At 55.5% G+C, this 17,658-nt stretch carries 17 protein-coding genes; 9 read left to right on the forward strand and 8 right to left on the reverse strand.

Annotated elements, in window-relative coordinates:
- Positions 1-186: 186 nt before the first annotated feature.
- Both ACW44H_RS17240 and ACW44H_RS17245 read right to left on the reverse strand, forming a co-directional pair.
- Complete coding sequence (locus tag ACW44H_RS17240) at positions 187-3,234, reverse strand: efflux RND transporter permease subunit (protein WP_457505754.1); 3,048 nt, start codon at positions 3,232-3,234, stop codon at positions 187-189.
- A gap of 1 nt (position 3,235) precedes the next feature.
- Positions 3,236-4,333, reverse strand: coding sequence for an efflux RND transporter periplasmic adaptor subunit (locus ACW44H_RS17245; RefSeq protein ID WP_457505755.1), 1,098 nt, complete (start codon positions 4,331-4,333; stop codon positions 3,236-3,238).
- A gap of 274 nt (positions 4,334-4,607) precedes the next feature.
- Between ACW44H_RS17245 and ACW44H_RS17250 the strand changes: the two genes are divergently transcribed.
- From ACW44H_RS17250 to codA, 3 genes are all read left to right on the forward strand, one after another.
- On the forward strand, positions 4,608-5,231 hold the full coding sequence (locus tag ACW44H_RS17250; RefSeq protein ID WP_457505756.1) for a TetR family transcriptional regulator: 624 nt from the start codon (positions 4,608-4,610) through the stop codon (positions 5,229-5,231).
- 68 nt (positions 5,232-5,299) lie between these two features.
- Positions 5,300-6,565, forward strand: a complete 1,266-nt coding sequence (gene codB / locus ACW44H_RS17255; RefSeq protein WP_457505757.1) for a cytosine permease — start codon at positions 5,300-5,302, stop codon at positions 6,563-6,565.
- Between the two features lie 18 nt (positions 6,566-6,583).
- A complete protein-coding gene (gene codA / locus ACW44H_RS17260) occupies positions 6,584-7,831 on the forward strand; it encodes a cytosine deaminase (RefSeq protein WP_457505758.1) in 1,248 nt (415 codons plus the stop codon).
- Between the two features lie 98 nt (positions 7,832-7,929).
- Here codA and ACW44H_RS17265 read toward each other — a convergent pair whose 3' ends face one another.
- Entirely contained in the window at positions 7,930-8,376 is a 447-nt protein-coding gene (locus tag ACW44H_RS17265) for an N-acetyltransferase family protein (RefSeq protein WP_457505759.1), read from the reverse strand.
- A 220-nt stretch (positions 8,377-8,596) separates the two neighbouring features.
- Between ACW44H_RS17265 and pcsA the strand changes: the two genes are divergently transcribed.
- Positions 8,597-9,262, forward strand: a complete 666-nt coding sequence (gene pcsA, locus ACW44H_RS17270; RefSeq protein ID WP_457505760.1) for a phosphatidylcholine synthase — start codon at positions 8,597-8,599, stop codon at positions 9,260-9,262.
- A gap of 53 nt (positions 9,263-9,315) precedes the next feature.
- Positions 9,316-10,008, forward strand: a complete 693-nt coding sequence (locus ACW44H_RS17275) for a uracil-DNA glycosylase family protein (protein ID WP_457505761.1) — start codon at positions 9,316-9,318, stop codon at positions 10,006-10,008.
- A 17-nt stretch (positions 10,009-10,025) separates the two neighbouring features.
- On the opposite strand, the gene ACW44H_RS17280 is transcribed toward ACW44H_RS17275, so the two are convergent.
- Positions 10,026-11,468 carry an aminotransferase-like domain-containing protein gene (locus ACW44H_RS17280; RefSeq protein WP_457505762.1) on the reverse strand — a complete coding sequence of 481 codons (1,443 nt, stop codon included), beginning with the start codon at positions 11,466-11,468 and terminating at the stop codon, positions 10,026-10,028.
- A 156-nt stretch (positions 11,469-11,624) separates the two neighbouring features.
- On the opposite strand from ACW44H_RS17280, the gene ACW44H_RS17285 reads away from it, so the two are divergent.
- On the forward strand, positions 11,625-11,825 hold the full coding sequence (locus ACW44H_RS17285; RefSeq protein ID WP_113269318.1) for a DUF1127 domain-containing protein: 201 nt from the start codon (positions 11,625-11,627) through the stop codon (positions 11,823-11,825).
- A complete protein-coding gene (locus tag ACW44H_RS17290; RefSeq protein WP_457505763.1) occupies positions 11,812-12,702 on the forward strand; it encodes a PhzF family phenazine biosynthesis protein in 891 nt (296 codons plus the stop codon). Before ACW44H_RS17285 ends, ACW44H_RS17290 begins: the two co-directional genes overlap by 14 nt.
- Positions 12,703-12,766: 64 nt before the next feature.
- On the opposite strand, the gene ACW44H_RS17295 is transcribed toward ACW44H_RS17290, so the two are convergent.
- The 4 genes from ACW44H_RS17295 to ACW44H_RS17310 form a co-directional block, all read right to left on the reverse strand.
- The gene (locus ACW44H_RS17295; RefSeq protein WP_457505764.1) at positions 12,767-13,822 is read right to left on the reverse strand and encodes a class I fructose-bisphosphate aldolase; all 1,056 of its coding nucleotides are present in this window, start codon (positions 13,820-13,822) and stop codon (positions 12,767-12,769) included.
- Positions 13,823-13,969: 147 nt separating this feature from the next.
- Entirely contained in the window at positions 13,970-14,368 is a 399-nt protein-coding gene (locus ACW44H_RS17300) for an Hsp20/alpha crystallin family protein (protein WP_457505765.1), read from the reverse strand.
- A gap of 38 nt (positions 14,369-14,406) precedes the next feature.
- The gene (locus tag ACW44H_RS17305; protein WP_457505766.1) at positions 14,407-14,868 is read right to left on the reverse strand and encodes an Hsp20/alpha crystallin family protein; all 462 of its coding nucleotides are present in this window, start codon (positions 14,866-14,868) and stop codon (positions 14,407-14,409) included.
- 129 nt (positions 14,869-14,997) lie between these two features.
- Positions 14,998-15,963, reverse strand: a complete 966-nt coding sequence (locus ACW44H_RS17310; RefSeq protein WP_457505767.1) for a LysR family transcriptional regulator — start codon at positions 15,961-15,963, stop codon at positions 14,998-15,000.
- Between the two features lie 159 nt (positions 15,964-16,122).
- Here ACW44H_RS17310 and ACW44H_RS17315 point away from each other — a divergent pair, with 159 nt between their 5' ends.
- The gene (locus ACW44H_RS17315; RefSeq protein ID WP_457505768.1) at positions 16,123-16,950 is read left to right on the forward strand and encodes a transporter substrate-binding domain-containing protein; all 828 of its coding nucleotides are present in this window, start codon (positions 16,123-16,125) and stop codon (positions 16,948-16,950) included.
- A gap of 49 nt (positions 16,951-16,999) precedes the next feature.
- The gene (locus tag ACW44H_RS17320; RefSeq protein WP_457505769.1) at positions 17,000-17,656 is read left to right on the forward strand and encodes an amino acid ABC transporter permease; all 657 of its coding nucleotides are present in this window, start codon (positions 17,000-17,002) and stop codon (positions 17,654-17,656) included.
- Positions 17,657-17,658: the final 2 nt, after the last annotated feature.

Genomic DNA, 17,658 nt, shown 5'->3' on the forward strand with positions numbered 1-17,658 from the left:
TATTTAAATAATTATTTTCATTATTTCATTGGTGAAATCAAGGCGCTTTGTAAGGGAGAGCGTCAGTCCGAGACACTGAATACCGGAGGATATAGCAGTGATAATTGCAAAGCAGATCGGTAAAGGAATCTCCACCGGTATGGCTTAACAAAGCCACCAGTGGAGATAACGGAGGGCTTTTCGGGGCTATTTATCGGTGTGAATACGAATCCGGTAAAGTACGCAGTAAACCACCGGCAGCACTATCAGCGTGAGCAGCGTCGCGACGCCGAGGCCACCAATTAAAGCCACCGCCATGCTGGCGAAGAAGGCATCGCTAATCAGCGGAATCATCCCCAGCATCGTGGTCAATGCTGCCATGGCGACCGGCCGCACCCGGCTAACGGCCGCTCGCACCACTGCATGATAGCGATCTTCGTGCAACGGCAGCTGCACATTGATCTCCTCAACCAGCACAATGGCATTTTTGATCACCATACCAATCAAACTCAGGGTGCCCAGCAGCGCCATAAACGAGAAAGGCAAACCAGTGATCAGTAGCGCTCCAACCACGCCAATAATGGTTAAGGGTACCAATGACCAGATGGCCAAGGGTTGGCGGAAGTTGTTAAACAACACCACGGTGATAATAAACATCATCACCAGCCCCAGCGGTAGCGAAGAGAATAGCCCGCTTTGAGCCTCGCCAGCCGTCTCATACTCGCCGCCCCACTCCAACCGATAGCCAGGCGGCAATTCCAACGCTTCCACCTGAGGGCGGATGTCGGCCAGTACACTGGCGGCGGTCACACCACTTAGCGGATCCGGCTCGCCGTACACCGCTAGCATGCGTTCGCGATTGCGGCGCATGATTAGCGGGTCCGCCACCTGGGTAGTAATAGCGCTGATCACCTGGTCGGCGGTGATATAGCGCCCTTGCTCGGCACTCCAAACATTGAGCGAGCCGAGGTTATCTACATCGTGACGCTGTTCAGGAATCGCCCGAGCCACCATAGGAATCAGATCGCTACCGTCACGATAGACGCCCACCTGACTGCCGCTGGTACTCAATGCCAACGTGCTGGCCAAGTCGTCGCGGGTAACGCCTAATCTGCGCGCGGTATCTTCCATAAATACTGGTTTAATCGCTTGGACGCGGTTTCGCCAGCTGGTGCGTACGCTAGTCATATGGGGCGTATCACGGAACATGGCTTCCACCTGGTCGCCCAATTGGCGAAGCACCTCGGGATCGCTGCCATAGAAGCGTGCTTCCAACTTGGCTTTGGGCGCAGGGCCGACTTCCAGCGGCGCAATTTTGTAGTCGATATCGCTGTGGTGGCGCTTAAGCACCCGTTCAACATCGGCCATGCGTTCACGCTGAGTGGCTTTATCGTCGGTTTCGACGATCAACTGCGCGTAGCTGGCATAGCGGTCTTCCGGCGAGTAGGTGAGGGTAAAGCGCTGCGCGCCGCCACCTACCGTGGTGGTGAGGTGACGAATGCCCGGCATTTCCATCACGCTGTCTTCCAGTTCACTGACACGACGCTGAGTTTCGAGGATATCCGTGCCTTCCGGCATGCGGTAATCGACAAAAAAGATCGGTGTGTTCGACGCTGGGAAGAAGGCATTTTTAACCGAGCCAAAGCCGACCACCGCGCCAGCCAATATCGCTCCCACCAGCACTAGCGTGACCCAACGAAACCGAATGCCCGTGATGATCGCTCGGCTAAAAAACCGATAAACCACCCCTTTGTAGGGGTCCTCCTGACCATCGCCCGGGGCCACATTGCGGAAAAACAGCTTGAAGTAGAAAGGCGTGAGCGTCAGCGCGGTAATCCAGCTGAGCAGCAACGAGTAAAGCAGCACGAAAAACAGCGAGCCGATGAACTCACCCGTGGTATCGGGCGATAGGCCAATGGGCGCAAAAGCAGCAATCGCAATCAGCGTGGCCGCCAGCAACGGCCATGCGTTTTGGCGAACCACCTGATGGGCTGAATCACGGATGCTGTGCCCACGTTTTAACCCGACCAGCATGCCTTCGGTGACCACTATGGCGTTGTCTACTAGCATACCAAGGGCGATAATCAGCGCACCCAGCGAGATCTTTTCCAACTGCAAGCCGTGAAAACGCATCAGCATAAAGGTGCCAATAATGGTGATCAGCAGGATAAAACCCATCAATAGACCGCTGCGCCAGCCCATAAACAGCATCAGCACAACGATCACAATAGCCACTGCCTGGATCAAGCTCATCAGGAAACCCGATACCGCCTCATCGACCACTTGCGGCTGGTCGTAAACGACATTGAGTTCCATACCCAGCGGCGTGCGTGATTCCAGCTCCGCGATACGCTGTTGCAGCCGTTCACCAACCTCGACCACGTTCACACCACTTTTAAACGAGATGCCCAGCGAGATGGCCGGCCTGCCCATATCGCGATAAAGCTGCTGGGGCTGCTCCGCCAGCTCGCGGCTCACATCGGCAACATCGCTCAACCGTACCAACTCGCCATCACCTTCACTGACAATTAGCGCGCGCAGGTCCTCAATATTTGCCGCACTTCCCGTCGGCGTGATTCTGAAGCGACGGCCATCTTGTTTAAGATGCCCTGAATTGGCCACCGCATTCTGGGTATCGAATAACTGCTGTAGACGGGTTAGCGGAATATTCAGTGCGCGCAAGCGCTCGCGGTCGACTTCAATGTAAATGCGCTCTTCATGCTCACCGCCCAGCGATACCTTCTCGACCCCTTCTACCAACGTCAGCTCACGCTTGAGAAAATCAGCATGATCGGCCAAGTCGGGCATGCGGTAGCTTTCACCAGTCAGGTTAACCATGAAGCCAAATACATCGCCAAAATCGTCGTTAACACGCGACTGACTGGCTCCCGGTGGTAGTGCTGCCTGGGCATCCTGTACTTTACGGCGCAGCGAATCCCACAGCTGCTCCAGCTCCTCGTTTTGCACCGTGCTTTCCAGCTCAACGGTAATCTGCGAAAGGCCGTCAGAACTCACCGAGCTGATGCGCTTGATCGACGACATCTCCTGGATCGACTCTTCCAGGGTCGAGGTGACCTCCTGCTCGACTTCTTCAGGCGTTGCACCAGGGTATTGGGTGGTGATGAGCGCGTTGCGAATGGTGAATTCAGGGAATTCCAGCTGGCCCATGCCTAAAAACGACAGCGCCCCACCGGCCAGCAGCACGACTGTCATCAAATAACTGGCGGCTCGGTGACGTAAAAAATAGTCGACCATATCAAAGCCCCTGCTCTTTTTCCCACGGCGTCACCTGGGTGTCCGCGGTTAAGCGGTGGGCACCGGCGGCCACAATACGGTCACCTGCCGCTAATTCGCCGCTGACCTCTAATCCGTTCGACGTTAAGGCCCCGACATTAACCAGCACCGCCTCAACGCTTTCTGGCTCAACAAATCGCCATACCTGGGCTTGGTTAGGGTCGTCACCTGCATAACTCACCGCCTCAGGCGGCAAATGCCAAACCTGCGTAGCGTGGGTGGATTGCAACTCACTTAAGTCCAGCCGTACGTTGGCGCTCATGCCATCCAACAAGGTGATGTCGTCGGGCTGGGGAAGCGTGAGGGTAACTTCATATGCCAAGCTCTGCGCGCTGGCTTGGGTGGTATACGAGGCTAACTGGGCAAGATAGGGTTTATCGCTGTTACCAAAGCGTACTTCATACGCCAATCCATTCCCGAAGGGCGCATCATTGCTTCGCGGCATGCGTTGAACAATCTGCTCGGGCAGGTGAAACACCACATCTAACTGGCCTGGCTGCTGAATCACCGCTACCGTTTCCTGCACCTGTACAATCTGGCGGTTATCCACCGGCACCTGAGCGATCACGCCATCATAAGGGGCGCGCAGTTGGGTATGCGTGACCTGCTCCTGAGCCTGCTCGAAGTTGGCTCGGGCAGCCCGCCACTCGCTTTCCGCCTCATCAAACTGGGATTGACTGACCGCGCCGCGTTCCAGGGTATAGCGCATGCGCTCTAGCTGAGCCTTGGCGAGCTCCAAGCGCGAACGAGCGCTATCCAGTGCACTCTGCGCATTACGATCATCAATGCGCGCAATTACATCACCCTCGCTCACCTGCTGACCGGGACTCACATTGAGCTCCAGTAGCTCCCCCGCCATACGAAATGACAAATTGCTTCGGGTAGAGGCTTCCACCCGCGCCGGAAACTGACGTAAGGCAGAGGCATTTGCCGACTGCAATGTCATCAACTTCACGGGTCTAACCACCCTCTCATTGGACTGCGCCTGCGGCTGCTCGCAGCCCATTAGCATCAGCAGGACCAGCGTGACTGGCAGATAACGGAGAAGAGTAATGGGCACGGCAGGCTCCTTGATGGCGGACAGTGCAGCTTTTTAACTGAAAATTTTAAACCCGATTTTAAACCCGAATTTCAAACCCGAATTTCAAACCTGAGCTTTAAATCTAAATTTCAAATCTTAATTCGGAAAGTACCTAACTGTAAAAACGACACTGGATAGCGTATACACTTCACTGACATTCATGAATGTCAGTGAAGTGTATAATAATCACCATTCGGCGACTTTGCTATCTATCAATGCCAAAATACCACTACCTCTATCCATAGGAGCCGCTATGTCCCGTCGTAAGGCAGACGCCGAACGTACCAGAGAAACTATTCTGGACGCGGCAGAGACCACCTTTTTAGCTCAAGGCGTGTCGCGCACTACACTGGCGCACATTGCCGAAGCGGCGGGAGTGACAAGGGGAGCCATTTATTGGCACTTTGAAGACAAAGACGCATTGTTCAATGCGCTGCTTGAACGAGTGCGAATCCCGCTGGATGAGATTGTCGATGATGCAGCGCTCCGCCTCGGCGCCAACCCGATCGCTTGCCTGCGCGAAATAGCCCAGCGCTCACTAGCCGGTATCTGTCACGACCTGCCGCTCCAGCGGGCCGCTACTATCGTGCTACACCGCTGCGAGAAACTGGAAGACGCCCATCCACGCATCAGCATGATTACGCGGCTCTCAGAGCATGCCGAAGTGCGGGTCGAGCAGCTATTCGAACAGGCGCAGCTAGCCGGCCACCTCCGCGCCGACCTTACGCCCGAAAGCGCACGCCGCCAATTTCACGGTTTTTTGATTGGCACCTGTTTTGATTGGCTGCAAGACACCCAGCAGTACTCGCTGGATGATGCCCGCGAGAGCATTGTCGAAACGTTGATGCGCGGGCTTTTGGTGGAGAACTCGCCTTAACAACTTGAGCTAACTTGGCACGCGGATTGCTTCTATGACCAGGAGACCTTACTCACCTGGAGCCCGCCATGCACCTTACTGATTATCCCCTCAGCGAAGTCCCCACCAGCGCCCGGAAGGGCTTGCTCTCTATCTCTGTCGTACTGCTTGGTTTTACTTTCTTTACCGCCACCATGTGGGCGGGGGGCACCCTGGGCCAGGCTTTCTCGATTGGACAATTACTGTGGATCATCGTGATCGGCAACCTACTATTGGGTGCTTACGCGGCGACCCTTGCCTATATCGCCTGTAAAAGCGGCCTCACCTCCGTGCTGATGGGGCGTTTCTGCTTCGGTGAGAGAGGTAGCAAGCTGTCCGACTTCATTCTCGGCTTTACCCAGATTGGCTGGTACGCCTGGGGTACTGCAACTATCGCGCTGGTACTGGTACGCACCACTGGAATGCCTGAATGGCTGGAAATCCCCCTAATGGTGCTATTTGGGTTCGGTTTCTGCGTGACCGCCATGATTGGTTACAAGGGCATGGATTGGCTTTCACGCTTTGCCGTCCCCGCCATGATGCTATTTATTATTATCAGCCTGTTCACCGGGTTAGTGGATGCCCGCGGTTTTGCAGGGCTAAGCCAACAGACACCAACGGAAAGCATGAGTGTGGCGGCGGCGATCACCGTGATTATCGGCACCTTTATCAGTGGCGGCACCCAGGCCACTAACTGGAGTCGCTTCGCCAAGACGCCGAAAATTGCCGTTATCGCGACCCTCGCGGCGTTTTTTATCGGCAACGGTTTAATGGTGCTCACCGGCGCACTAGGCACCCTCATTTATCAGCAGGCGGATATTGTCGATGTGCTGATTGCACAAGGGTTTGTCACCATTGCCGTGCTGATGCTGTTCCTGAATATCTGGACGACTCAGGACAACACCATCTATAACTTCGCCGTCGCAGGATGCAACTTACTACGCACCGAAAAGCGCCGCTTGGTCACCGTGGGCGGCGCGGGCATTGGCACCGTGCTGGCGGTAGGCGGCATGTACAACCTGTTGATTCCCTTCCTGGTGCTGCTGGGCACCTTCATTCCGCCCATGGGCGGGGTCATCATGGCGGACTTCTGGCTCAAACATAAAGGCCGCTACCCGACGCTTGCGTCCGCTGCGTTACCGGATTTCAACCGCCGTGGCTTAACCGCTTATGCGTTAGGTGCCGGGGCCGCTTACTTTTCTCCCTTACTGCCACCGTTGGTGGGGGTCGCGGTGGCAGCAGGCAGCTACGCCGTGCTGCTGCGCGTAAACCACGCTACGCTAAGCGATACGCTTCCTTCACCCGTTAAACAATAAGTGAGCCCTATTTTGGATATGCAGATCATTAACGCCCGCCTACGTCAGCGCCCTGAGCTTTATCGACTTGAAATAGACAATGGCGTGTTCACGGCCATTACTGCCCAAGACGCGCCGCAAACGCCGAGCGAAGGTCAGATCGACGCGGGCGCCCAGCTTGTTTGTGCGCCGTTTATTGAGCCCCATATCCATCTGGATGCAGCGCTGACGGCTGGGGAGCCCAATTGGAACCAGAGCGGCACGTTGTTCGAAGGAATTGAGCGCTGGGGTGAACGCAAGCCAATGCTATCGGAGGCCGATATTCGCGAGCGGGCGCTGAAAACGCTTAACCTGCTGATCAGCAACGGCGTTCAGTTTGTGCGCACCCACGCCGATACCAGCGACCCTAGTTTGGTAGGAATCAAAACATTGTGCGCCCTGCGCGACGAGTTGAAAGATAAGATCGACATCCAGGTGGTTGCCTTTCCGCAAGACGGCCTGCTCTCCTACCCAGGGGGTGAAAAACTGCTCGAAGAAGCGCTGGAAATCGGCGCCGATGTGGTCGGCGGCATTCCCCATTTTGAATACACCCGCGAACTGGGCGTGGCGTCCATGAAGCGGGTGATCGAACTGGCAATCAAGTACGACCGCTTGGTCGATGTTCACTGCGACGAGATCGATGATCCCAACTCGCGTTTTCTTGAAGTGCTGGCCTGCGAAGCCCTGTTTAACGAGTTGGGCAGCCGCGTGACCGCCAGCCATACCACTGCAATGCACTCTTACGACAACGCCTACTGCTCCAAGCTATTTCTGTTGCTCAAACGCTCGGGTATCAACTTTGTCTCCTGCCCCACCGAAAGCATCCACCTGCAGGGGCGCTTCGACAGCTACCCCAAACGCCGCGGCGTCACCCGCGTGAAAGAACTCAACGAGGCAGGGATCAATGTGTGCTTTGCCGAAGATTCCATCGTCGACCCCTGGTACTCGCTAGGTAACGGCAAACTGCTGCGCTCGCTGGATTTCGGCCTGCATATCTGCCAAATGATGGGCTATCAGGATTTCAGCCAAGCGCTTTCACTGATTACCGACAACAGTGCCCGCACGCTGAATATTGAAGATCGTTACGGCATTGAAGTAGGCAAACCCGCCAGCTTCAACCTGCTGGACGGCGAGGATGATTACAGCGTACTGCGCACCCAGGGCGAGGTACTGCTGTCGGTACGCCATGGCGAAATCATCATGCAGCGCGATCCCACCAAGATCACCACGCCTGCGTGGCTTGGCTAAGCCAGATGGCTTGGGCCAGCTCATCCATACCCAGTCGGTGAATGTGTGCAAGCTCCGGGTGAGGCTGGTTTAATTACCCTTAACCATGACAGCGCTTACTATATATCCAATAAATAGCCATAAAACGCAGTATTACGCTGCCAACCTAACGATTCATAAAGGTGTTGCGCGCGCTCGTTCTCGATTTGCGTCATGAGGATCAGGCGCGCTACACCATGCTCGCGGGCAAGCTGGGTTGCGGCTTCCATCAACGCCCTACCCGTCCCCCTTTCACGCCCATCGGGACACACAAAGAGGTCATTCAGCGTCCAACGCGCATTTAGCCCCACCGTGGATACCCCTGGATAAAGCTGAACAAAGCCAGTCAACGCCCCTTCGCCGTTTTCGCTGACCAAAATGCGCGAATCCGCCTGACCAAAGCGCTGGCGTAGAAAGTCACGCGCCGCCTGCACATTACTTGGCTGTTCGTAAAACTGCCGGTAGCCGTCTAATAGTTCGGCTAACGCATCAAGGTCGTGCATGGTGGCGGCGCGAATGGTGGTCATTAGTCGTTTCCTCAGAGTAGCTATTACACTGTAGCGATACAGTAAGGGTTGGGGTGCCAGCGTATTTTCTCGATTCATTCTTGTAGTAGTGTATCGTGCTTTACAAGCATAGCTTTAAACCAAAACAGCAAGGGGACAACACGTTCCCAATGGGGTCAACGTGGTTCAACCGTTCTCTTCGCAGACTGGGTCTCGCGCTTCGATATGTAAGGCTTGGAGCGTGCATGCGTTTACTGCCAGCGGCGTACTGCTCGGCACAATGGCGATGCTCTCACTCATCGACAACAATCCGGTCGCCTGTCTCCTCTGGCTAGGCGCGGCGATGCTGGTCGATGGATTCGATGGCACCTTGGCGCGTAAGTATGAAGTGAAGTCCCTGGTGCCCTATTTCGATGGCTCGACCCTTGATATGGTCATCGATTACCTTACCTGGGCTTTCATTCCTGCCCTTTTTATCTACTTCTTCATAGAACTGCCGCCTAATCTAGCGCTGCTGTCCGTCTTCATCATTCTGCTGTCATCCATGTTCTGTTTCTGCAACGTCAATATGAAAAGCCAGGATAATTTCTTCGTTGGCTTTCCTGCTGCCTGGAATATCGTTGCGGTATATTTTTATATTCTCGATTTCCCGCCTTACATCGCGTTTGCCGCTATCATTTTTTTGGCCGTACTCACCGTGACAAGGATGAAGTTTCTTCACCCGTTTCGGGTTCGCCTGTTTATGCCGCTCAATATCGCCGTCACGCTGGCATGGTTCGCATGTGCCGTGTCACTGGTGCTTTCAACCCCCGAACACGCCACCTGGGCACTGTGGGGTTGGGGTATGGCATCCGTTTATTTCATCGGTATGTGCCTATGGCGCACAGCGCAGGAATGGCTTGATTGAGCAAAGACGGTTCGATTGAATCAGGTGCCCGGTTGCAACAAGGAGGATGCAAGATGTCATTAACCCCGCAACAGCAGGAGAAATTCAGAGCGCTGGCGGCAGAGGTCGAAGGGATCGATGTCGAAGTCTACGAACGCTTCGACCGCGACCCGCTGGAGCCGATCATCGGGCTTGGCAAGCCGAATCTGCGCATCGGCTTTTTTGGGCGCGACCCAGGGCGTGATGAGGTACGCCACGGCGAACCTTTCATCGGGGCCGGCGGGCAGTTGGTCAGAAAGGCGCTTTACGAGCAGCTTCACGGCGAGAAAATGCCGGACTTCGAGGCCTCACGCGCCGTGGGCGAGCACTTTTTCTGGATCAACACCGTGCCTTACAAGCCTGTCGGCAACAAGGCGTGGTCCATGAAGGTCAAACGCCACTTTCACGGCTTGATGAACGAGATTCTGATCTCCCGCTGGGAAGGGCGTACTCTAATCACGCTGGGGCGCGAAGCCTTCCTGTGGTTCGGTATCGGCCGCTCGAAGGAGGAGCGCGCTCGCCTTGAAGCCTTCTGGAAGCAAGAAGACCGCTTTGAAAGCAGTATTGAGGTGACGCTGGAGGATGATCGCGGCGAGACACAGACCTTTACGCTCTATCCGCTTCCTCACCCCTCTCCGCTCAATCAAACCTGGTATGCCCGTTTTCCAGCGCTCTTGAAGCAGCGCCTGGAGCAGTTGGAAGTACGCCAGGGCAACCTCACCTTGTGAGGCCCGTGATCGAGCCTTCATCCCAGCACAGCTACATGTGCCTGCGCTTCTTCCACCATCTCGGTGGCAAGTTCGCCCACCGTACGCACGGCCGCTTCGATCTCAGGGGTTAGCGTAAACGCATAATTTAGACGCAGACATTGGCGAAATTTACCCGAGGCAGAGAACAGCGAGCCCGGTGCCACATGGATCGCACGCTGCGCTAAGCGCTGGTTGAGCCGCACACAATCCACCGCAGCGGGTAACTCAACCCACAGCAAAAAGCTGCCCTGTGGGTAGCTGATACCCGCCCCCGCGGGGAAGTAGCGCTGCACCCAACTGATCATGATATCGCGCTGGCGTTGATACTGACGAGTGGCGAAACGGACATGGCGCTCATAGTGCCCTTTGGCGACGAACTCCGCTACCGCCAACTGCGGCAGCGTGGCCGAGGCGCCGGTAGAGACGTACTTCATATGCAGCGCCTGATCGCGATAGCGCCCCGGTGCCAGCCAGCCCACCCGCAAGCCAGGCCCTACCGTCTTGGAAAAACCACTGCACAGCAGGACGCGCCCATCATCATCGAAGGATTTCACGGTGCGCGGCCTAGGCAGGCTAAACGATAAGTCGCCGTAGATATCGTCTTCGATAATCGCCACATCGAAGCGCTGGGCAAGCTGAAAAAGCGCGCGCTTGCGTGCTTCCGGCATGGTGTAACCCAGCGGGTTGTTGAAGGTCGGCGTTACCTGAATGGCGCGGATCGGCCACTGCTCCAGGGCCAGCTCCAACGCCTCCAAGCTAATACCGGTTTGGGGATCGGTGGGTATCTCCAGTGCTTTTAAGCCATTAGCTTTAAGTATCTGCATGGTGCCGTAAAAGCTAGGTGAATCCACCGCCACCACATCACCGGGCTGGGTGAGAGTACGCAACGAAATCGCCAGCGCCTCCTGGCAACCAGTGGTAATCATGATGTCGTCTGGGTGCAGCAAACAACCGGAGGCAACCGCCAGCCGCGCCACCTGCTGGCGCAACTCTGGGCTCCCGCTCAGCTTGTCGTAATTAAAACCGTTTAGCTCCGTACTGCGGTGCAGACCCGCTAAAATCTTCGACAATGGCCGCAACGATTCATACTCAAGGTTGGGCACTCCACGCCCGAGCAGGAGCCGGTTATCGTCTCGCTGGGTGGCGACCAGTTCCAGTACCTGATCCCACTGGGAAATATCCAGCGGCCGCTGTGCTGGGCGTGAAACCGATGGCAACACCGCAGGCACCCTACTTGGCAAAACGAAGTAGCCAGACTTGGGGCGCGATTCGATCAGCGCCACATCCATCAATTGCCGGTAGGCCTCCTGGGCCGTTGAAATGCTAACGTCCAGCTCCTGACACACCGCACGAATAGAGGGGAGTCGATCACCTACGCGATAAATATTGTGCTCGATGCGCTCGCGCAGTATAGCCGCGACCTCTTCATAGCGTGTCATGCGCCACCCCCTTCCCAAGCAGTACAGTTGCCTATTTAAATCGCCATACAGAGACATAATACACAGCATCTGTATCTATAAAATAAAAAATCCTATATCTGTATCAAAATTAGCGTGCTGAGTAAGCTAAGTAGGCAAACTACCGGAGGGATCGCCATGCCACGCTTCAGCCTCACTCAGCTGCGCTATCAATTACGCTGCTACCGAGACTACCGCCGCAGCCGCCGCCAGCTGCTAGCACTTGATGACAGGTTGCTAAAAGATATTGGCATTAGCCGCACACAGGCGCTCAGAGAAGGACGTAAGGCATTTTGGAAACAGACATCGATAGCAAGGGGGCCGTATGACAAGCGCTGAGTACTATTTACTCGACGTCTTTACCGACCAGCCCTTTATGGGCAATCAGTTAGCGGTATTTTTAAATGCCGATGGACTCGATGCCAGCACCATGCAGGCGTTGGCCAAGGAGCTGAATCTAGCCGAAACAGTGTTTTTAGGTGCCGCCACTGGGCCTAACCACTACCCAATGCGTATTTTTACGCCGACCCAAGAACTGCCCTTTGCCGGCCATCCGACGGTGGGTACCGCGCAGCTACTCGCCGAGCTCGGCTTGATTGACCGGCAACAAACGCTCGTGCTGCAGCCGCCCGTGGGTGAGCTGGCGATAAGCTATGAGAAGGGAAGAGCAACATTTACCACCGCTCAGGCGGCCAAATTGACAGACAGCACGCTTGATCACGCCAGCGCAGCGATACTACTCGGCCTTGGCCGTCATCAGGTTATTGGCGATCCGGTGATTGCCTCCTGCGGCCTGCCTTTTCATCTTATTCAGTTGAGCGACCTGACTGCCCTGCAACACATAAAGATATCCGAAGCCGTGTGGGCAAAAGCCGTGGCATCCAGCAGCGCCGAACAGGTATACCTGTATGTGATTGAGACATCGGATAATGCAGAAACAGTGCTTCGCAGCCGGATGTTCTCAAGAGAGCATGGCCTGTGCGAAGACGCCGCCACCGGGAGTGCAGCGGCAGCACTCACCGGCTATTTAGCCAATAAACAATCCAGACAATCCAGACAATCCAACGCCTTACATTGCCGGGTTCATCAGGGTGTTGAGATGGGACGACCAAGCGTGATCTACACCGCCGCCAACGGGCCCATTAAGCCAGGATTGGTGACGGTGAGTGGTAGTGCGCTAGTCATTGGAAGGGGCGTGTTAACCACATATCAGTAGCGTTATGACCGGTGCTAAACGCCCCTTTTAGCAGCACTTTTGGCCGCCATAGTACTCGCTGCGATCAGGCAATCGTTACGTCTTTGGAGAGGTAGACATCCTGAATGGCATGCAGCAGGTCAACGCCTTCGTTCATTGGCTTTTGGAACGCTTTGCGTCCCGAAATCAAGCCCATCCCCCCGGCGCGTTTGTTAATGACAGCGGTACGCACCGCGTCACCGAGATCAGTGTGCCCTTTGGAGCCGCCGCCGGAGTTAATCAATCCTGCACGCCCCATAAAGCAGTTGGCGACCTGGTAGCGGGCCAGATCAATAGGATGATCCGTGGTCAGTTCGCTATACACATTATCGTGAGTATGACCGAAACCGACCGCCGTGTAGCCGCCGTTATTCTCAGGCAGTTTTTGTTTGACGATATCCGCCTTAAGGGTGGCGGCCATGTGGTTAGCCTGACTGGTGAGGTCGGCAGACACGTGATAGTCGGTGCCGTCCTGCTTGAAGGCGGGGTTACGTAAATAAGCCCACAATACCGTCACCATCCCCAACTGGTGGGCGCGCTCGAAGGCCTCACTGATTTCCATGATTTGCCGACGGCTCTCGTGAGAGCCAAAGTAAATGGTTGCCCCGACAGCCACACACCCCATATCGTGCGCCTGCTCTACTTCGGCAAACAGCGTTTGGTCGTATATCGCCGGGTAGCTTAGCGTCTCGTTATGGTTAAGCTTCAGCATCATTGGGATTTTATGGGCGTAGCGTCGCGCCACTGAAGACAAAACACCGAGCGTCGAGGCCACACCGTTACAGCCGCCTTCAAGTGCCAGCTCAACAATATTGGCCGGATCGAAGTAGCGCGGATTAGGCGCAAAAGAAGCGCCTGCCGAGTGTTCAATGCCCTGATCTACTGGCAGCAAGCTAAGGTAGCCGGTGCCTGCTAAGCGGCCATGGTTAAAGAAGCTTTGCATGTTACGCAGCACCGCTGGGCTGCGGTCGTTATCGATCATGACCCGGTCGATGAAGTCGGGGCCGGGTAAATGCAAACTATCGCGGCGAATTCCCTGACACGTATGGTTAAGAAGGCTCTCGGCATCGTTGCCGAGCAAAGCGGCTATATCGGTGGTCATGAAACACTCCTTTGCTCTTAATTTGTAATAAAGTGTAAGTGTACGTCAAACACTTCTTCAATAGAGCATAGAGCTTAAATATAACCTGGGAAAGTACCGCCCCATGTACTAAAGGAAAAACACGGGGCAGTAAGTTTGCCAATCGCGTTATGCCGCCTGGACTTCGATGCGTCGCGTGCGGTGGCTATCCTTTTTGGGCAGCGTTAGCGTCAGCACACCATTGACGATAGTGGCCGTAATGGCGTCGCTATCCACTTCGTGGCTGAGGTTAAAACGCCGCGCAAAGCGCTGACCCCGCACCTCGGCATGCAGCGCACTCATCCCGTCGGGCATGCTCAACGCTATTTCACCTTCCAAGCTCAGCACGTTGTTGTCGAGCTCAATTTTTAGCGTTTCATGCGTCACGCCGGGCATATCCGCTATCAACTTGAGAGCGTTAGACTCCTCAATGATATCCACCGCTGGCAGCAAGGTCTCCTGAGAGCGCTTGTCTTCATCATGCCGCTGAAGTGGAGAGTGGTTAGATGAACGAACAACATTATTCATGGTTTATCGCCTCCTTAATCAAGGTTCATAAACATGACTCAGGCTGCCTGAACATCAATACGGCGCGGTTTTAGCTCCTCCCGCTTAGGCAGCACAATCTCAAACACGCCATGAGCATGGCGCGCTTCAGCCCGATCGGCATCTAGACCGTCAGGCAGTGCGATAGCCCGCACGAACTCACCACTGGGGCGCTCACGGCGAAATACCGGGCGCGAGCTACCATCCTCGTTACTGGCCCCTACCGGTTCGCGTTTGCCACGCAGGGTGAGCACATTGTCTTGTACATCAATGGTCAGGTCCGAGGGTGCCAACCCGGCAGCAAACACATAGACGCGCACGGCGTCATCGCTGCGGGCGACGTTAGTCATCGGAAAGCTACCCCGCGGCACCGAGCGAATATCCATCGCATTACCATCGGGAAAGAAGCCGTCCAGCAGTTGACTAAACCAGTCAAACTGTCGAGGCGAGCCGGTTTCAAAACGCTTGAGTTCGTCAAACATAGCGAACACCTCCTAGAGTAGACAGATAATCAAAAGAGGCAGCCACGCCAGAGAGCAGCGCCTCCGTAATCTGCAAAATAGGAGCTTTCAAACGGCTTTCAAGGGGGGCAATAGCAATTTTTTGGCGGATTAAGAAGTATCAATCGTGCTGGCATTAGACAGTAACTCATCCCCTTTGTAGGCGTCCACGAGATGCGACTGCTGCCAAAGCCGGGCCACCAGCTCCTGAATAAAGGTACGCACGATCAGCGAGGGGCGGCGCCCTGCCCGGGTCACGACACAAAACGGCGAAGCGATCTCGACTTGATCCGGTAGCAGCGCTTTGAGTTCGCCTCGCTCCACCCAGTGGCTAGCGTAGTAGTGGGGCAAGTTACCGATAAAGTGACCGCTTAAAATCAGCAGCGCCTGGGCCTCCATATTTGAGGCATGGGCGCCAACTTGCGCGCTGGGGAAGCTTTTAAGCTCCTGAAGATTGGCATAAGGGCGCACTACAAAGGGATGTTTGATCACTTCTTCAACCGTTAATTGTGCGCTATCGCGGCCAAACAGTGGGTGCCGTTTTGCGCAATAAATGCCGTGCATCTCGGTATAGACCTGGCGGTGCTGCAAGCCTTCCATCTGTGCCGTTTCCGGTAGAATGCCTAATTGCACCTCACCATTAGCAATGTCGCCAATCAAGCGATCAGGGCTGCCCACAGTGATATTAAGTCGTGCCTTAGGGTTCTTGCGCAGAAACTCGCCAATCACACCCTGCAGATCAAGATCCACATCCATGATGGTGTTATCGACCACACCTAGTCGCAGCGTGCCGTAAACCGAGCTGCGTAGCTCGCTCATTTCACTATCAAAATCGTCTACCGAAGCAAGCAGCAATTTAGCGCGCTCATACACAATGGCGCCCCGTTCGGTCAGTTCAAATCCCTGCCTACCCCGACGACAAACGGTAAACCCCACCCGCTCTTCAAGCGCGCGGATATGAAAACTCACCGCTGACTGGCTCATGTGCAGTGCCGTCTGGGCACCGGCAAATCCACGATGTTCGGTAACGGCAAGAAATACGGAAAGGCTTTTAAGGTCGGCGGCGGAGAGTTTCATCAGCATGCTCCACGTTAGTGCAATTAACATCAACAAAACGGGTATGAACATCGAAAGATAGCAATTTTATTGTTGCATCACACCTGCTTAACTCAAGGGGTTCTTGTTCAACAGGCCTTCGCCTTTGTTTCGAGTATCACCACCCCGAGGAGCATCCCCATGCAACGCATCCCCACTATCACCGCTAGCCTCCTACTTGGCGTTAGCTTCGCCACTACCGCCCACAGCGATCTGCTTGAAGACATTCGTTCGGAAGGCACCTTTACCGTGGGTACAGAAGCACGCTTTGCGCCATTCGAATATATCGAAGAGGGCGAAATCGTCGGCTACTCCGCCGATATCATGGAACACATCATGCCCGAGCTTGAGGGTGTCGAACTGATCCGCATGGATCTCCCCTGGCAAGGCATTCTGCCGGGGCTGGAGCGCGAGCGCTTTGACTACGTGATCACCTCGGTCACCGCCACGCCGGAACGTATGGAGCGCTACCACTTAAGCGCGCCCATTGCCGACGCCACCATGGCGATTCTCAAGCGTGCGGGCGAAGAGGGTATAAGCTCACCAGAAGATATCGCCGGTAAGGTAGCCGCTGCCCAGGCAGGCTCCGCTCAGTTAGAAGCGCTGGAAGCCCTGGCCGCCGAGCTAGAGGAAGCGGGTACTCCCGTTGAGGACATCCGCACCTACACCGGCGTGGATGAGGCCTATGCCGAGCTGGGAACCGGCCGTGTCGATGTGGTGATCAACAGCCTGCCTAACCTGCTCGAAGCCGAACGCACCCGTCCTGATATGTTTGAAGTGGTCGGCACCTTCGGTGACCCGGTTTACTTCTCCTGGGCTGGCCGCGACGACGAAGAGAGCGCGTCATTAAACGCCTTCATGGACGAGCAGATTCAACGCCTCAATGAAGACGGCACCCTAAATGAACTGCAGGAAAAATGGTTTGGTAGCCCGATGGATCTGCCGCTGGAACTGCCTGCAGCTGAGTAAGACAGCTTGTCGTTGACCTAGCCGCACTACTTCGCTTTCTGGATGACCCATGCTTGAGATCCTGTTCAACCACTACCCTGTGCTGCTTGAAGGCTTGGCCACCACCCTGGTGGTCTCGCTTTCCGCCATCGCCCTGGGCCTAGTGTTAGGTGTCTTACTGGCCTTCGGCTTGACCAGCCGCTATGGCCTATTGCGCTGGCCCTGCGGGCTTTACCGTAGCTTTTGGCGCGGCACCCCCATCCTGCTGCAACTACTGCTGGTCTACTATTTGTTGCCCGAAGTCGGTATTGAGATCGCGCCTATTACCGCCGCCATTTTGACGCTGACGCTGAACACGGCAGCCTTCCAATCGGAAATTTTCCGCAGCGGCATCAGCCATATACCCGCCGGGCAAATCGAGGCAGCGCGCATGGCGGGCATCTCTGCATGGCAAACCCGCAGGCGCATCATCATGCCGCAGGTCTTTCGCCTCACCCTGCCACCGCTGACCAACGAGATCATCACCATCCTCAAGAATTCCTCGCTGATCTCGGTCATCGCGGTGACTGAACTGATGCGCGTTAGCGAGCAGATCGCCTCGCGTACCTTTCAGCCGCTGGAAACGTATTTGGCTGCCGCGCTGCTGTATCTCGCGGTCAATTTGGTGCTGGCGCGTTTCAGCGCTCACCTGGAACGCCGTATGAGCGGCGGTTTGGCCACCGAATAGGA

It is taken from the genome of Vreelandella sulfidaeris Esulfide1 (genome assembly GCF_054072535.1).

What these genes read in the sequence shown, in the direction of transcription:
- ACW44H_RS17240 (WP_457505754.1), bottom strand. Translation starts at nt 3,234, where the DNA reads ATGGTCGACTATTTTTTACGTCACCGAGCCGCCAGTTATTTGATGACA.
- ACW44H_RS17250 (WP_457505756.1), top strand. Translation starts at nt 4,608, where the DNA reads ATGTCCCGTCGTAAGGCAGACGCCGAACGTACCAGAGAAACTATTCTG.
- codB (WP_457505757.1), top strand. Translation starts at nt 5,300, where the DNA reads ATGCACCTTACTGATTATCCCCTCAGCGAAGTCCCCACCAGCGCCCGG.
- codA (WP_457505758.1), top strand. Translation starts at nt 6,584, where the DNA reads ATGCAGATCATTAACGCCCGCCTACGTCAGCGCCCTGAGCTTTATCGA.
- ACW44H_RS17265 (WP_457505759.1), bottom strand. Translation starts at nt 8,376, where the DNA reads ATGACCACCATTCGCGCCGCCACCATGCACGACCTTGATGCGTTAGCC.
- ACW44H_RS17275 (WP_457505761.1), top strand. Translation starts at nt 9,316, where the DNA reads ATGTCATTAACCCCGCAACAGCAGGAGAAATTCAGAGCGCTGGCGGCA.
- ACW44H_RS17280 (WP_457505762.1), bottom strand. Translation starts at nt 11,468, where the DNA reads ATGACACGCTATGAAGAGGTCGCGGCTATACTGCGCGAGCGCATCGAG.
- ACW44H_RS17285 (WP_113269318.1), top strand. Translation starts at nt 11,625, where the DNA reads ATGCCACGCTTCAGCCTCACTCAGCTGCGCTATCAATTACGCTGCTAC.
- ACW44H_RS17290 (WP_457505763.1), top strand. Translation starts at nt 11,812, where the DNA reads ATGACAAGCGCTGAGTACTATTTACTCGACGTCTTTACCGACCAGCCC.
- ACW44H_RS17295 (WP_457505764.1), bottom strand. Translation starts at nt 13,822, where the DNA reads ATGACCACCGATATAGCCGCTTTGCTCGGCAACGATGCCGAGAGCCTT.
- ACW44H_RS17300 (WP_457505765.1), bottom strand. Translation starts at nt 14,368, where the DNA reads ATGAATAATGTTGTTCGTTCATCTAACCACTCTCCACTTCAGCGGCAT.
- ACW44H_RS17305 (WP_457505766.1), bottom strand. Translation starts at nt 14,868, where the DNA reads ATGTTTGACGAACTCAAGCGTTTTGAAACCGGCTCGCCTCGACAGTTT.
- ACW44H_RS17310 (WP_457505767.1), bottom strand. Translation starts at nt 15,963, where the DNA reads ATGAAACTCTCCGCCGCCGACCTTAAAAGCCTTTCCGTATTTCTTGCC.
- ACW44H_RS17315 (WP_457505768.1), top strand. Translation starts at nt 16,123, where the DNA reads ATGCAACGCATCCCCACTATCACCGCTAGCCTCCTACTTGGCGTTAGC.
- ACW44H_RS17320 (WP_457505769.1), top strand. Translation starts at nt 17,000, where the DNA reads ATGCTTGAGATCCTGTTCAACCACTACCCTGTGCTGCTTGAAGGCTTG.